The 14,377-nt window shown below is 42.4% G+C and carries 11 protein-coding genes and 2 tRNA genes; 6 read left to right on the top strand and 7 right to left on the bottom strand.

Features of this window, described 5'->3' with window-relative positions:
* The first annotated feature begins 381 nt into the window (after positions 1-381).
* On the top strand, positions 382-915 hold the full coding sequence (locus ACR5KR_RS09740) for a DUF3421 domain-containing protein (protein WP_448266341.1): 534 nt from the start codon (positions 382-384) through the stop codon (positions 913-915).
* 316 nt (positions 916-1,231) lie between these two features.
* Here ACR5KR_RS09740 and ACR5KR_RS09735 read toward each other — a convergent pair whose 3' ends face one another.
* Positions 1,232-3,526, bottom strand: coding sequence for an IMS domain-containing protein (locus ACR5KR_RS09735; protein WP_445626754.1), 2,295 nt, complete (start codon positions 3,524-3,526; stop codon positions 1,232-1,234).
* Between the two features lie 941 nt (positions 3,527-4,467).
* Between ACR5KR_RS09735 and pdhA the strand changes: the two genes are divergently transcribed.
* From pdhA to fba, 4 genes are all read left to right on the top strand, one after another.
* Positions 4,468-5,502 (top strand): pyruvate dehydrogenase (acetyl-transferring) E1 component subunit alpha, encoded by a 1,035-nt coding sequence (pdhA, locus tag ACR5KR_RS09730; RefSeq protein ID WP_445626755.1) that lies wholly within the window; start codon positions 4,468-4,470, stop codon positions 5,500-5,502.
* 112 nt (positions 5,503-5,614) lie between these two features.
* Positions 5,615-6,484, top strand: a complete 870-nt coding sequence (locus ACR5KR_RS09725) for an aldose epimerase family protein (protein ID WP_448270149.1) — start codon at positions 5,615-5,617, stop codon at positions 6,482-6,484.
* A 61-nt stretch (positions 6,485-6,545) separates the two neighbouring features.
* A tRNA-Lys gene (locus tag ACR5KR_RS09720) sits at positions 6,546-6,617 on the top strand.
* Between the two features lie 316 nt (positions 6,618-6,933).
* The gene (gene fba, locus ACR5KR_RS09715) at positions 6,934-8,013 is read left to right on the top strand and encodes a class II fructose-bisphosphate aldolase (protein ID WP_445626756.1); all 1,080 of its coding nucleotides are present in this window, start codon (positions 6,934-6,936) and stop codon (positions 8,011-8,013) included.
* 317 nt (positions 8,014-8,330) lie between these two features.
* Here the strand turns inward: fba and ACR5KR_RS09710 are convergent, their stop codons facing one another.
* Positions 8,331-9,143 (bottom strand): carbon-nitrogen hydrolase family protein, encoded by an 813-nt coding sequence (locus ACR5KR_RS09710; protein ID WP_448266339.1) that lies wholly within the window; start codon positions 9,141-9,143, stop codon positions 8,331-8,333.
* 210 nt (positions 9,144-9,353) lie between these two features.
* On the opposite strand from ACR5KR_RS09710, the gene ACR5KR_RS09705 reads away from it, so the two are divergent.
* Positions 9,354-9,947 carry a MarC family protein gene (locus tag ACR5KR_RS09705; RefSeq protein WP_448266337.1) on the top strand — a complete coding sequence of 198 codons (594 nt, stop codon included), beginning with the start codon at positions 9,354-9,356 and terminating at the stop codon, positions 9,945-9,947.
* Between the two features lie 299 nt (positions 9,948-10,246).
* Here the strand turns inward: ACR5KR_RS09705 and trxA are convergent, their stop codons facing one another.
* The 5 genes from trxA to ACR5KR_RS09680 form a co-directional block, all read right to left on the bottom strand.
* Positions 10,247-10,570: a thioredoxin gene (trxA, locus tag ACR5KR_RS09700; protein ID WP_104909616.1), complete on the bottom strand. Its 324-nt coding sequence runs from the start codon at positions 10,568-10,570 to the stop codon at positions 10,247-10,249.
* Between the two features lie 339 nt (positions 10,571-10,909).
* A complete protein-coding gene (locus tag ACR5KR_RS09695) occupies positions 10,910-12,073 on the bottom strand; it encodes a GuaB3 family IMP dehydrogenase-related protein (RefSeq protein ID WP_322670253.1) in 1,164 nt (387 codons plus the stop codon).
* A gap of 148 nt (positions 12,074-12,221) precedes the next feature.
* Positions 12,222-12,752: a YdcF family protein gene (locus ACR5KR_RS09690; protein WP_445626759.1), complete on the bottom strand. Its 531-nt coding sequence runs from the start codon at positions 12,750-12,752 to the stop codon at positions 12,222-12,224.
* Between the two features lie 410 nt (positions 12,753-13,162).
* Positions 13,163-13,236 (bottom strand) — tRNA-Arg (locus tag ACR5KR_RS09685).
* Positions 13,237-13,269: 33 nt separating this feature from the next.
* Positions 13,270-14,358: a tocopherol cyclase family protein gene (locus ACR5KR_RS09680; RefSeq protein WP_448266335.1), complete on the bottom strand. Its 1,089-nt coding sequence runs from the start codon at positions 14,356-14,358 to the stop codon at positions 13,270-13,272.
* Between the last annotated feature and the right edge of the window lie 19 nt (positions 14,359-14,377).

Genomic DNA, 14,377 nt, shown 5'->3' with positions numbered 1-14,377 from the left:
AAATCATCCCGCAACTATGCAACGCCAAAAAAGGTTATTTTTTGGCGATCAAAGGACGACTATCGCTACTAAGTTACAAAGCGCTTAGGCGTAGTCCGCCGCAGGCATCGCTTGACAATAATCAACCTTTACTAAACCGGATAAAGCTCCCTTAAGCTCTTATCAGGATAGTTTCTGAGTATAAATGTAACTTTTTATTTTTCTTTTACGAATACATAATAAAAAATGAAAATATTAAATTGGGTTTTTAATAAGTTGAATATTTTCAAATATTAATTTATTATTCACCACTCTCCGAAAACTTGAGTTTTCATATTCTTACGTCATTTTGTGTTTTGTATAAATTCACTAAAAACTATAAAAATTGGGAGTTTATCAAATATGCAATTGAAAGCTATCGCAGCAAATTTAATAAAATTTAATCGGATCGCTACACTCCTAGCAGTTGGAATAGCAGTTTCTATAGGAGTACCTGCATTAGCGGGTGTTTTATGGACTCCGGGAAAAAGCGGAACTTTACCTCGTAGTGCTGTTGTAGGTGGCAGTCAGAATGGAACTAAACTGTATGTTTGTCAAGCTATACATGATGGTGAGTATACACCTGGAAAGATGGCAGCACCAAGTTATAAATATTGCTACATCCCGTGGGGAGGTAAAGAATATCATTATACAAAATATCGTGTACTAACAGGAAATAACTGGAAATGGATAAATTTTTCGGGGAAGTTGCCTAACGATCGAGTTTGGGGGGGCAATGAAGATAATGGTAAAAACACATTATATGTTTGCAGAGCCATCCTTTCTACGGGATATGCACCTGGAAAATACTATCCACCAAACAAAATCTGCTACGTTTCATATGGAGGACTAGAATACCAATACAAAAGCTATTTCCAAATTCTAACTGCAAAATAAACTGGTACTTGACAACTTTTGGTGAAGATGGAGAGAGATGGCATGAGTGGATTGTCAAGAGGTCAATTTTAAAACTCATGCCAGCAAGAATCATCAACTCAGTAATGCTATTCCAGTCCCTACCAACATTTAGGGACTGGAAAATCCGTGAATTCTGTACGCTACAAACTGGCTACGTATTTGTAGATGAGAAGTCAGTAAATAAGATTTTGATGACATAGGGTGAAACGAATAAATCAAATAATTTTATTCCCAAACTGGAATTAGCGAACTTGATATTATTGAATTTTCGTAGACATCGCCTAAAAATTCAAACTTATCTAATTATCTGATTCACAACAGATGTACTCTGAATACGCCATTTACCTCGTTGTCGAATCAAATCATACCGAACTCGCAATTTATCGTCAGAAGAATTTTTATACTGACCATTTTCATATAACTGCGTCGCTTCCTTCACCGTAGCTACCACTGCGGCACGATCTGCGAATAAATCAATTTTCTCTACAGATTCCACCTTTACGCTATGGTCGTACTTGCGGTAGCGGTTGTCTGACCTAGCCTGTTGAGCAATCAGCCGCCATTGAGACAAAGCTGAACCAGTTAAAATCTGCTCTAAATTATTAATCTCATGATTCGGCCCTAAAGCTTCGGCTTTAGTAGATAGCCAAGTACGAATGATTTCCTCTGCCGCAGTATCTGTTAAAGGGCCATCTAGTCCTTGTGGTGGACTATTTGGAGGAGGAATAGATATTGGTGGTTGATTTATTTGTACAAACAACTGTGAAACAGGTGCAGGTCGTGTCGGAAAAAACAGATTTTTTAACCATCCAAAAGTTGTTGTGGCTAACACCCAAAAAACTAAAATACTCACTAAAGAAATAAACACTCTCCATACCAGCCGTGTTTTTCCTTCAATGGTGTTAGCAAAAGTTCGCCGCCGCCGAGGACGACGAGAATGGGGGCGATTGTCCGGTACACGCTCCCGGATAGCAGATGGAGTAGATTTTCTTCTTTGCCGACGCTTTTGGTTATGAGCAGGTGTAGCATTTTTAGCTGAACCGTTCAAATACTCCTTTGTGCCTCTGCTCGTTCGTTCAGCAGCAGGAACCTCTGATTTTACACTTCCAGATAAATTCCACGTAGGTGGTGAGAAGTTTGAATATTCTGATGTGTCTGGCAAATTTAAGTCAGGTGTTCTGCTGTGGTTAAATTGCGTTGGAGTTTTAGTTGAATTCTTAGGAAAAGGCGAATTATTTGTCTGCGGCTGAGGAAAATTTTGGGGGTTAATTACAGCCCACTCATTAGTTGTTTCTGCATCCGTTGGCAGTGCTTCTAAATAAGCTTGTACCTGTTGGTTAGCAAAGTAATCTTTTAGAAAAGCTTGCTGGTTTGCTAAATCTCGAAAATGGGGAAATACTTCGTGTTGTAACCATTGTTCTGCATATAGACACAGCCCTGGTAACAAATCTGGAGAGTCTTGAGATTTTTCTCTAATAAAAGCTAAAGCTTCGTACTCCTGACTAAGTTCTAAAACCCGAGTTGCTTCTTCAGTTTGTCCCAAAAGTAAAGCACATAACGACTGTTCTAAATGTACGTCTTGGCGTTTGGCCAGACGCATAAGCATTTGCCTTGCTTGACGAATTAAAGCAGGTTGCCGTTGAGCAAATCCCCGCGCTATTAAGGCATAAACAGCTAAGTAAGTGGCAACAGCAGAAGGACGTTTGCTTTGGGCTTCAAATAACTTGTGCTGTTCGGCGACTGTTAAGTGGTTACGTAGCTGCTGGATAAAACGCAGGAAGTCATCTATGTTTAAACCAGAATCATCATTGTTTGTGCCATCAATCCCGCCACGATCTTCTAAGAGATTTTGCAATAATTCCAAACCTTGGCTTCGTTCGGCAGTCTTTTCTTGAGGTAGTGCCAACAACTCCAAAATTCGATATGGTCGCAATTTATAAAGATCCGCCTGAATTTCCGCCTGGACACTGGCGAACAACCCTTCGCGTACTAACAGTTCTTGACCAGTTTCTAGGGATATGGCGGCATTTTCATAGTGACCTTGTTGCCACTGTTCGCGACCTAATTCTAGACAAGCAAGGGCAACAGTGAGAACAACATCTGGGTATTCAGCACTTTCGTGTATTTCTTCCTCTGCTAAATTATTACCCTTTCTTGCACTTGTAGCATTATTTTTATTTACCAGATACGGACGACCTAGTTTTAATACAAGTTCGTATTCCCCTAACTCTTGCAAAATTAATAAAGCACCTACTAATTCGTCTTGAGTAATTTCGATACCCAAACTCTGAGTGTCACTACCCCTTTTGGTGCTTTCTGGAGGATTTTCCAGTGCTACCGTGGCAGCAGCAAGGTTATCAGGATCGTAGGCGTGAGCAAGATAGAGATGATCGTAGGTACTGCGTTGTTTTGGATCTGATAAAACCACGTAAGCTTCTTCTATGAGTTGTTTACGAGAAGAAATTGCTGCCTGAGAATACTCGCGTCGCGGCAATTGTACAATGCGATCGCTATATGCCTGCCGCAATTGTTCATCACTTGCCGCCAACGGTAGTCCTAAAATTCGGTAGTAATCTAGCGGAATTCGCACAGCCTACTTCCCCTGCACCGCGATCAACATAATTTACCTAGAGCGTTCCAGGCCGTAAAACCGTGCCATAAAAATGCCGTATAGAATTTACTCTACAAGTGTATATTGCAACAACTTGTTTTGTACCTTCCCGAAATTTTGAGTCACATTTTAGTACTAATTTTTTGCTTTCGCCTAGAAAGCCTCAATTGTTTGTTTTAATTCTTAGTATTTTTGTTTAACACAACTATTATCAGCCTTCGATACCACAAACCACAACTACCGTTTTTAATCGCGGCATAATTGTTGTGGCTGGAAGAATCTATATGATGATTGATTTTTTTGGTACTTTCCTACTAGGCAGTAACAAAAATACCACTATTGAGGGTTTTACCCTGATAACAGGAGACAAAAATCATATCATAATTTACCCTTCATTACAATTACCTATTTCGGTATTATAGATTTTTGCCTGCTTTTTTTTAAATTGTTAATGGATATGCAGAAAGCAGTCTATCTTGATTGCTAGTCTGTGAAGGGGAATATTCAGGAGTGCTGAGTTTTGAGTAAGAAGTAATGAGTAAGACGTAGTACTTGTGAATCTTTTGCTAAGTACTCACTACTCGTAACTGATTTGATGCCTAATCGGTCTAATTTTACTTTTTACTCAGCACGGGCTAAACCTTAGCTATCCGCTAACGCTACTCAGCACTGTTTTGGTGAGGGAGAAAACCGAAAGCGCTAGATATTGCCCTTAGAGTCAAATCCTCACGGGGCATCAGCTGAAAAGTTAAAAATCAAAAATTAAAAATTCAGCTATTCCCTAAGACCCTTTTTTGGTGCATAAATAAAGTTTGATTGTTGAGTCTTACAAACGCTAGCCTGTTAAAAGCTGAGGTGTTATCAGACCAACTTATTTAAGACCGTAACTTTAAGTTGTACAACAGGGATACTCAAAAATAATGGTTCAAGAGCGTACTTTACCCACTTTTAATGCTGCTACTACGCAAATTACAAAAGAAGAAGGGTTACGGTTGTATGAGGATATGGTGTTAGGGCGCTTGTTTGAAGACAAATGCGCTGAAATGTACTACAGAGGTAAAATGTTTGGTTTTGTCCATTTGTACAACGGTCAAGAAGCCGTTTGCAGTGGTGTTGTGCAGTCAATGCGACCGGGTGAAGATTACGTTTGTAGTACTTACCGCGACCACGTTCATGCTCTCAGTGCAGGCGTACCAGCAAAAGAGGTAATGGCAGAATTATTTGGTAAAGCCACAGGTTGCAGCAAAGGGCGCGGTGGTTCCATGCATATGTTTTCTGCTCAACATCGCTTGTTGGGTGGCTATGCTTTTGTGGCTGAGGGAATTCCTGTAGCAGCTGGGGCGGCTTTTCAAACCAAATACCGCCGCGAAGTGCTGGGAGATAAAAACGCTGACCAAGTGACAGCTTGCTTTTTTGGCGACGGTGCAGCTAATAACGGTCAGTTTTTCGAGACACTAAATATGGCAGCCCTATGGAAACTGCCAATTATTTTCGTAGTCGAAAATAATAAGTGGGCCATTGGGATGTCTCACGAACGCGCTACTTCCCAGCCAGAGATTTATAAAAAAGCCAGCGTATTTAACATGGTGGGTGTGGAAGTAGATGGCATGGATGTACTAGCAGTTCGAGCCGTCGCTCAAGAAGCTGTAGCCCGTGCCCGTGCAGGTGAAGGCCCAACATTAATTGAGGCGCTTACCTACCGCTTCCGGGGTCACTCCTTGGCAGACCCAGATGAAATGCGAAGCAAAGCGGAGAAAGAATTTTGGTTCGCCCGCGACCCAATTAAGAAGTTGGCAGCTTATTTGCTAGAGCAAAACCTAGCGGATGAGGGAGAAATTAAAGCAATCGATCGTAAAATTCAGGATGTAATCGACGAAGCCGTTAAGTTCGCCGAAAGCAGTCCCGAACCAGACCCCAGCGAGTTATATCGTTTCGTGTTTGCAGAAGACGAATAAATTTTAGGGAATAGGGTATGGGGCATGGAGGTAAGGGTGACAAAGAGAATAACCAATGCCCAATCCCCAATCCCCAATTCCCAATCCCCAATCCCCAATTAGGACTAAATTTGTGTTTACCATTGCACTTCAACAGCAACAATACAAAACCTACATCCTTTCAGATGAAAACGGTGGTTCTCAACTGGAAGTTGTTCCAGAACGTGGTGGTATCATCACTCGCTGGCGTATACAGGGGCAAGAAATTTTCTATTTAGATACTGAACGCTTTGCTAATCCTGATTTGAGTGTCAGAGGTGGGAATCCTATTTTGTTTCCCATCTGCGGCAATATACCTGATAATACTTATACTCATAATGGTCAGCAATATACTTTGAAACAACACGGCTTTGCGCGTGACTTGCCGTGGGAAGTAACTGACCAAGTAACTGAAGATAAAGCTAGCCTCACCCTCGTCCTCAACAGCAACGAGAAAACACGGGCTGTTTATCCTTTTGACTTTCAAGTGCAGTTCACTTACGAACTCCAAGGTAATACCTTAGAAATTCGGCAACAGTATAAAAATCTTTCATCCACATCACTGCCCTTTTCTACAGGTTTCCATCCTTATTTTCTGACAAATGATAAAGCTGCCCTAAAGTTTGAAATTCCTTCCCAACAGTATCAAGACCAGATAAGCAAGGAAATTCACCCCTTTGATGGTAATTTTGACTTTAACCGCGATGAAATTGACGTTGCCTTTAAGCAGCTAACCAGTCAATCAGCCGCAGTCATAGACAACAGCCGCAAGTTAAAACTAACTCTAGATTACGGGAATAAATATCCGATTTTGGTGTTTTGGACGCTCAAAGGCAAAGATTTCTACTGCCTTGAACCGTGGAGCGCTCCCCGTAACTCCCTGAACACTGGTGAAAACCTGACTGTATTAGAACCAGGAAGCAACTATACGGCATCTGTAAGGTTTACGGCAAATTTTTTCTAAACCTATTTACAAATCTATAGATGTCTATGCTATGATGGCAAAGTTGCGAAATGCAAAGAAAGGGTCGCTAACTCAACGGTAGAGTACTCGGCTTTTAACCGATTAGTTCCGGGTTCGAATCCCGGGCGACCCATATAAAAGTTTATTAAATGATGTAAAGAAGCCTTAGTAATTGCACAAAGAAGCATTTGGGATAATAAGCTACCAAAGCTAGTAATTCTAGGGTAGCTAAATGTACAGCAATACAGAGCAACTATAGGACATAGTACAGCAGTAGAAAGCAAGTATAGAACATATTTATAATAACTATGGCGTAAACTTTTTCAACATAGATACACCACACTAGTTATAATTTCCTATAAGTAAGTTGAAAAAACTCTTAAGATTTAGCGTAATGATTACGCTTCTCTCAGACCGACTAGCTGACAACCACATTAGGAGGACTATCTATGGCGCTTGTACCACTGCGGCTGCTGTTGGATCACGCAGCTGAAAACGGTTACGGCATCCCAGCTTTCAACGTTAACAATTTGGAGCAGATTCAGGCGATCCTGAAGGCTGCTGTCGAGACAGATAGCCCTGTAATTTTACAAGCTTCACGCGGCGCTCGTAATTATGCAGGAGAAAACTTCCTCCGCCACCTGATTTTGGCTGCGGTAGAAACCTATCCTCACATTCCCATTGTCATGCACCAAGATCATGGTAATGCGCCTGCTACCTGCTACTCAGCGATTAAGAACAACTTCACTAGTGTGATGATGGATGGTTCTTTAGAAGCTGATGCGAAAACTCCTGCTAGCTTCGAGTACAACGTTAGTGTTACCCGCGAAGTTGTAAATGTAGCTCATGCTTTAGGTGTCAGCGTTGAAGGTGAACTTGGTTGTTTGGGTTCTCTAGAAACTGGTGCTGGTGAAGCTGAAGATGGTCACGGGTTTGAAGGTACACTCGACCACTCCCAATTGCTAACCGACCCCGATGAAGCTGTTGACTTCGTAGAAGCAACTCAAGTAGATGCTTTGGCTGTTGCCATTGGCACAAGCCACGGTGCTTACAAGTTTACTCGCAAGCCGACTGGTGAAATTTTGGCTATCAGCCGCATTGAAGAAATTCACCGCCGTCTGCCTAACACCCACTTGGTAATGCACGGTTCTTCTTCTGTACCTGAAGATTTGCTTGCATTGATTAACGAGTATGGTGGTGCAATTCCTGAAACCTACGGTGTACCTGTAGAAGAAATCCAAAAAGGCATCAAGAGTGGTGTACGTAAAGTAAACATCGACACCGACAACCGTTTGGCTATTACTGCTGCTGTACGTGAAGCTTTGGCTAAAAAACCAGAGGAGTTTGACCCCCGTCACTTCCTCAAGCCTTCTATTACATACATGCAGAAGGTTTGTGCTGAACGCTATCAACAATTTGGCACAGCCGGCAATGCAAGCAAGATTAAGCAAATTTCTTTGGAAGATTTTGCTGCTAAGTATGCTAAAGGTGAACTTAACGTTGTTACCAAATCAGCTGCTAAAGTTTAATTTTGACAGCAAATAAATAGCAGCATAGGAAAACTATGCTGCTAAAAAACTGAGGATTTTAATGTTGTCAGAAACCGGGTAAACACCCGGTTTTTTGTTTTATTTATCAAGGTTGGGCATTGGGCGTTAGAAGTGCTGTTAGCGATAGCGGGGCGTTTAGCCCGTGCTGAGTTAGGAGTTAAGAGTTAAGAGTTAAGAGTTAGGAGTTTTGTTTATCTCCTTGTCCCCTAACTCCCTCACTCCCTCACTCCCTGCTCCCAGCTAAGAGTTCCCTTGCTTCTTCCCCTGCTCCCCTTGCCTCCCCTGCTCTCTACTCCCTAGAACACGCGATGCTGTAAAGATGGCATTTGACGCCGGACTTGTTCTAGCCTTGTGGGCTTGATTTCTGCGATCGCAATTCCCGGTTTCTCTCCAGCATCGGCTAAAATTACACCCCAAGGGTCGATAATAACGGCGTGGCCGTGGGTTAGACGACGGGCGTAGTTATTCCCCGTTTGGGCGGGAGCAATGACGTAGGCGGTGTTTTCGATGGCTCTGGCTTGTAGTAGTACTTGCCAGTGGTCTTTACCTGTAAAGGCGGTAAAAGCGGCGGGAATAAAGATAACATCCGCTCCCTTATCTGCTAGATGACGATACAGTTCTGGGAATCGGACATCATAACAAATAGAAAGCCCTAAATTACCGAGTTTTTCTGAAAAATGGACGGGTGGTAGTTGCGTACCAGCCACAACCGTGCTGGATTCGCGATAGGTGTTGCCGTCAGGAACATCAACATCAAATAGGTGTACTTTGTAGTAGCGGGAAAGTTCTTGACCGTTTGGGTCAATGAGTAAAGTAGTGTTATAAACTTTGCCTGTATTGTCTACCGGAAGTGGAAAACTGCCGCCCAAGATGGTAATTTGAAAGCGTTGAGCCATTTTTTTGAGAAATTTTTCACTTTCAAGAGCGATCGCATCACCTTGTGCGAGTTTATCTTTTTCTTCTCCCATATAAGAAAAGTTTTCTGGCAAACCTACCAATTCAGCACCTTGACGCACGGCAAGCTCTATTAATTCTTCTGCCTGCGCCAAATTTTTGTGTAAATCGGACACACTGGTCAATTGAATAGCGGCGGCTAAATAAGACTTCATAGATTCAACAATGAATAGTTGATTTATGGAAGATAGATTATCAAAATATATCGCTACTTCCAAATCTGTGGAACTTAATTAGAAATCCATCAGCCAAGATTTTCTTTAACAGACTTGTTTTATTGTCGATCTTAATCTTCCTCTGGGTTCTAGCAAACTGAGCAAGATAAAGATTAGATTGCGATCAAACCTTGATAAAAACTGTCTACTGTGGATATTTCTATTCTCATTCAAACATTTATCGCTGTGTTTGTCTTGGCGGATGCTGTGGGCAATATACCGATTGTTTTAGTTTTGACTAAGGGCATGATGCCAGACCAAAGAAACAAAGTTATAGATAAAGCAATTATCATTGCGATCGCAGTTCTTTTGCTATTTGCCTTTGCAGGACAAATAATTTTAAATTACTTGGAAATCAGTATCGGCTCTTTGCAAATAGCAGGAGGAATATTGTTGCTGTTAATTGCTTTGCAAATGCTGCGGGGAGAATTAGATAGGCCAATTCTTGAAGAAGGACGCGATGTCGCAATTACTCCACTAGCTTTACCGCTGCTAGCAGGGCCGGGGACTTTGACGACGGTAATGTTGCTGATGTCGAAATCACAGAGTCCGCATATTGCTGTGGTGGTGGGTATCTTAGGGGCAATGTTTATCACTTGGTTGATTTTGCGTTTAGCAAATCTGATTGACCATTGGATTGGTGCAGAAGGTGGAGTAATTGTGACTCAACTTTTGGGTTTTCTGTTGGCGGCGTTAGCGGTGGAAATTGGTAGTACAGGAATTAGGGAGTTGTTTTTGAGGTAGAAAACTCCTAAAATAACGTGAGTTCGATGAACTTCTCCCGAACAACCTCCCTCTCCCACGGGTCAAGGGAGGAGCAACGATAAATTAGGGTTTTGGCTCTCCTCTCCGTGTTGGAGAGGGGTTGGGGGAGAGGTGAAAAAAGGGCTTGTAGAACTCACACTAAAGTATTCAGAAACTGTATACAAATGTAAACAAGTTTGAGAAACGAGAAATTCGCGGCTCTCAAACTTGTTTATGAAAATTAACTTAAAGTTAGAACAAAATGGATAACTCAAGAGGATTTTATTACCGATTGAGTTTCAAAGATGCTTTTCGAGAGTGGAAGCTAATGTAGTTTTAGGCACAGCGCCGACCACCATATCCACTTTTTGCCCACCCTTAAAAATCATTAATGTGGGAATGCTGCGGATGCCGTACTGACTAGCAACATTCGGATTTTCATCTGTGTTGACTTTTACGACCTTTATTTGACCTTTGTACTGTTCGGAGATTTCATCGACAACAGGAGCTACCATACGGCATGGTCCGCACCAGGGTGCCCAAAAGTCAACTAAAACTGGTACATCGCTGTCGAGTACTTCTTGCTTGAAACTAGAATCGGTAACTTGTGCGGCTGTTGACATGCCTAAAACCTTCGCCAATAATATCTGAGCTTGGTGAAAATTCTACCATAGCAAAAACCTCAGCTTGGGAGTGCGAGGATGTACATTTGCAAAGAAGCTCTCTTATTTTATTTACAAACATAAGGAACCGCCCGAACAGTAGTCCGGGCGGAGTGTGGTGTGAGGAGTGAACGGAAACATGCGTCTCCGCTATCTCTATTGTAAGCGACATATCGGATTTTTCCAGCAATTGTTTTAGGGGCCAGAAAAATTTATTGAAGGATTAGGGATTAGGGAAGAGGTGACAGGTGATAGGAAATAATCTGTAGCCTGTAACCTCTAACCTGTACCCTACTCCCTTCACTTACCCATACCTAATTGTTGAGCTTTTTGGTAAACTTTGCCTTCGGTTAATAAAGAAGGTGCAATCACAACTTCCACCTGCTGCATTTCTTTAATATTTTTCGCTCCCAAAGTGCCCATACTGGTTTTTAAGGCTCCTAAAAGATTGTGAGTACCATCATCTAATCCTGCTGGACCAATCAGTATTTGCTCTAGGCTACCAGTGGTGGCAACGCGAATGCGGGTGCCACGGGGCAAAACTGGGCTAGGAGTCGCCATACCCCAATGATAACCTCGTCCTGGGGCTTCTGCGGCTCTGGCAAAGGGGGAGCCAATCATCACACCATCAGCGCCACAGGCGATACATTTGCAAATGTCGCCACCAGTGATTAAACCGCCATCAGCAATAATGGGGATATAGTTGCCAGTTTCGTTATAGTAATCATCTCGTGCTGCGGCACAATCTGCGATCGCAGTCGCCTGTGGCACACCCACACCCAACACTCCACGAGAAGTACAAGCAGCACCCGGCCCAATTCCCACCAGTACCCCAGCCGCCCCAGCTTTCAACAAATTCAACGTAACTTCGTAAGTCACGCAATTCCCCAACACCACAGGGATGGGCATGGAACGGCAAAATTCTGCTAAATCGAGTGGTACTAAAGACTCTGGTGACAGATGTGCAGTAGAAACTACCGTAGCCTGGACAAAAAATAAATCTGCCCCAGCTTTTGCCACTGCCTCACCGTATTTACTTGCACCGGCTGGAGTCGCACTCACCGCTGCAATGCCGCCTTGTTGTTTAATTTCCTGAATACGTTGTTCAATTAATTCAGGCTTTATTGGTTCGGCATAGAGTTCTTGCATGAGGGCAACAAATTCATCTTTTCCCACAGAGGTAATCCGATCTAATATTGGCTCTGGGTCGGCATAACGAGTTTGAATACCCTCTAAGTTGAGGACACCTAATGCTCCTAACTGTGACAAACGTACAGCCATACGAACATCTACTACGCCATCCATAGCACTAGCAATAATCGGGATTTCTCGCTCAATATTGCCAATACGCCACTTAGTATCTGCCAAACTGGGGTCTAGCGTTCTATTACCAGGGGCTAGAGCAATTTCATCTATTCCGTAAGCTCTGCGAGCTGTTTTTCCCCGCCCAAGTTGAATTTCCACGCTTTAACTTTACTCAAATCTGTTTAAGCTAGGGTATCAAATTGTGGGGAAATTTGGGGCGTTTTTTCCCTAACCATATAAGTGACTAGTGATGGTTGTCATTAGTCATTTGGATTTTGACCGATTAAAAATCCAAAATCAGTTTGATTTACCGTTTATTTTTAGCGGCATCCACACCAGTGTAACCAGTTGCTAACCAAATTATCGCTCTAGCTCCATCACGAATAGATTTTTCGATAGATTCAGGGGGTTTTTCGGAAGGAACTGGCACTGGTTTTAAATAAATACCCCGACTACCCAAAATAATTTCGCCAATGACACAAGCCCGACGCATGTGAAAATCTGAAGTAATCAAATAAACGCTCTTAATGCCGCGAGCTTGCAAATCATCTACCAAAGTAGTAAAATTAGTAACTGTATCTACTGCTTCATAATCCAAGTGTAAACGTTGAGGATCGACACCAGCTTTGGTAAACACTCTTTGGGTGAATGTACGTGGACTGCCGCCTGTAATCCAAATCGGTATATTTGGATGCTCGCGAACGAATTTGGCTGTAAACTTTTCTCGCTCTAAATGTCTCGTTGAACCACCTAAGACTAGGACTGCTTGCGGCTGCACAAATTGGTTTTGTACTTCTTTGTATCCTAACCACATAAATATTGGTAGGACAAAAGCCATAAAACGAAAAGATTTATTTGTAAAGAGTAGCTTATTCAAGGCTCAATAACTTAATTTACTTGGTACACAATTTTCTCTGGCTATAAGAAAAAACAATTGATAGTAGAGTAGCAAACTTCCCAAGAATCTGCCCAAATACTGCCCAAATATAAATTTGGTTAGTTTTTGTGTAACAGCGCGATTAAGCGTGCCTGGAGTTTTTCCTCTAATTGATGGATTATCCTAACCGATATCGGACGATTCATCAAAGGGTTTTAACCACTTTATATAGTTGTTCTCAATTGCACGGAATACTGGAGCCAATCGCATGGGCGGATATCCCGACTTGTGAGAACTGGCGTACCACTTTTATAGGTACAGCAATGCTCTTACCATATTAATTGCTGTATATATGAATTGTCTAAACATAACGGGACTGGTGCGACTTGAACGCACGACCTGACGCTTAGGAGGCGTCCGCTCTATCCAACTGAGCTACAACCCCAACTGCGAAGCATATATAATTATAGCAGTAGTTTTAGGTAGACTGCCAAAAATTATCCCAAGAGCCACCGCCTACTTCTAAACCACAAAGAAAACTTTTTGCTTTTAAAATTACTTTAGATTTTCTGCCATTTAGTTCTCGTAACTCTAAATTCAGTTTTCCTTGCATAGTATCCCGACAACAGTATCTTAAACCTTCTACTGTCGGCGCACGTAGAGGTGTACCAGATAAATCTGTGGTTCCTGTTAATTCAATTTCATAATTAGAGTTGCTAGCTTTCATTTGCCACCTACCCCAAGGCTGAATTTCCCACTCAACTTGGGAATTCCAGGGAACAAATTCATAAAACTTGCCTTGATAGTGCAGTCCAATCATCGCTACAGATTCCATCCACCACAGCACACCCCGCCGTCCACCACCAGCAGTTAATGCTAAGTCGGGTTCGCCCTCGAAGCAATTACAGTTTATCCAAAACCATTTCTGAGGAAAAGCACCACCCCAATTTTTCTCGCCGTAGGCTGGGGCGTTAGTGAATTCGTAGATTTTGCCATTCCAGTCAATCTTTCCACTGGCTAAACCGTGAGCCATCAAAATTTGCCATCCAGGTTCAAAAATCTGCAAGAATGACAGCCAGCCTGCGGTTGATTGCTGAATGCCATTTTGATTGCCCCAACCGTATACTGGTTGAATTTCATACTGCCAACGGCAATAATTATTGGTGGCGCGATCGCGAATTATTCCCTGATTCAAGGTGGCTGTAGCTTGATATCCTTCTTGGACGTGATACTCAAACTCTGCTGGGAGTAAGTATAGGGGAGAAACTTGCAAATTATTTTTACCCCAATGACCTAAAGCCAAAACATCCCGACTACCCCAAAATTTGTTGACATCAGGAAAAGTACGGCAGAGATACTCATCATCCGGGCCGAGGATTTGGGCTGCACCACCACTGTGAGGTTTACCGCCGATGGGATCTTCAATAGAGTACATAAAGGCAAATGTTTGCCTAATTTCCGGTAGTGTGACGCGATAATACCAACCTTCAAAGAAGCGGCGGCTACTGCCATCCCAGTGATAGCCAGAATGGGGCGTTTGGAGAGAATTTAGGGGAATAGTTAACATAGATTTATCTAATTGCCGA

The organism is Nostoc sp. DSM 114159, from assembly GCF_053470285.1.
This window is presented reverse-complemented; position numbering and strand designations above follow the sequence as displayed.

What these genes read in the sequence shown, in the direction of transcription:
- ACR5KR_RS09710 (WP_448266339.1), bottom strand. Translation starts at nt 9,143, where the DNA reads ATGAAGTCTTATTTAGCCGCCGCTATTCAATTGACCAGTGTGTCCGAT.
- ACR5KR_RS09680 (WP_448266335.1), bottom strand. Translation starts at nt 14,358, where the DNA reads ATGTTAACTATTCCCCTAAATTCTCTCCAAACGCCCCATTCTGGCTAT.
- trxA (WP_104909616.1), bottom strand. Translation starts at nt 10,570, where the DNA reads ATGTCAACAGCCGCACAAGTTACCGATTCTAGTTTCAAGCAAGAAGTA.
- fba (WP_445626756.1), top strand. Translation starts at nt 6,934, where the DNA reads ATGGCGCTTGTACCACTGCGGCTGCTGTTGGATCACGCAGCTGAAAAC.
- ACR5KR_RS09740 (WP_448266341.1), top strand. Translation starts at nt 382, where the DNA reads ATGCAATTGAAAGCTATCGCAGCAAATTTAATAAAATTTAATCGGATC.
- ACR5KR_RS09690 (WP_445626759.1), bottom strand. Translation starts at nt 12,752, where the DNA reads ATGGCTTTTGTCCTACCAATATTTATGTGGTTAGGATACAAAGAAGTA.
- pdhA (WP_445626755.1), top strand. Translation starts at nt 4,468, where the DNA reads ATGGTTCAAGAGCGTACTTTACCCACTTTTAATGCTGCTACTACGCAA.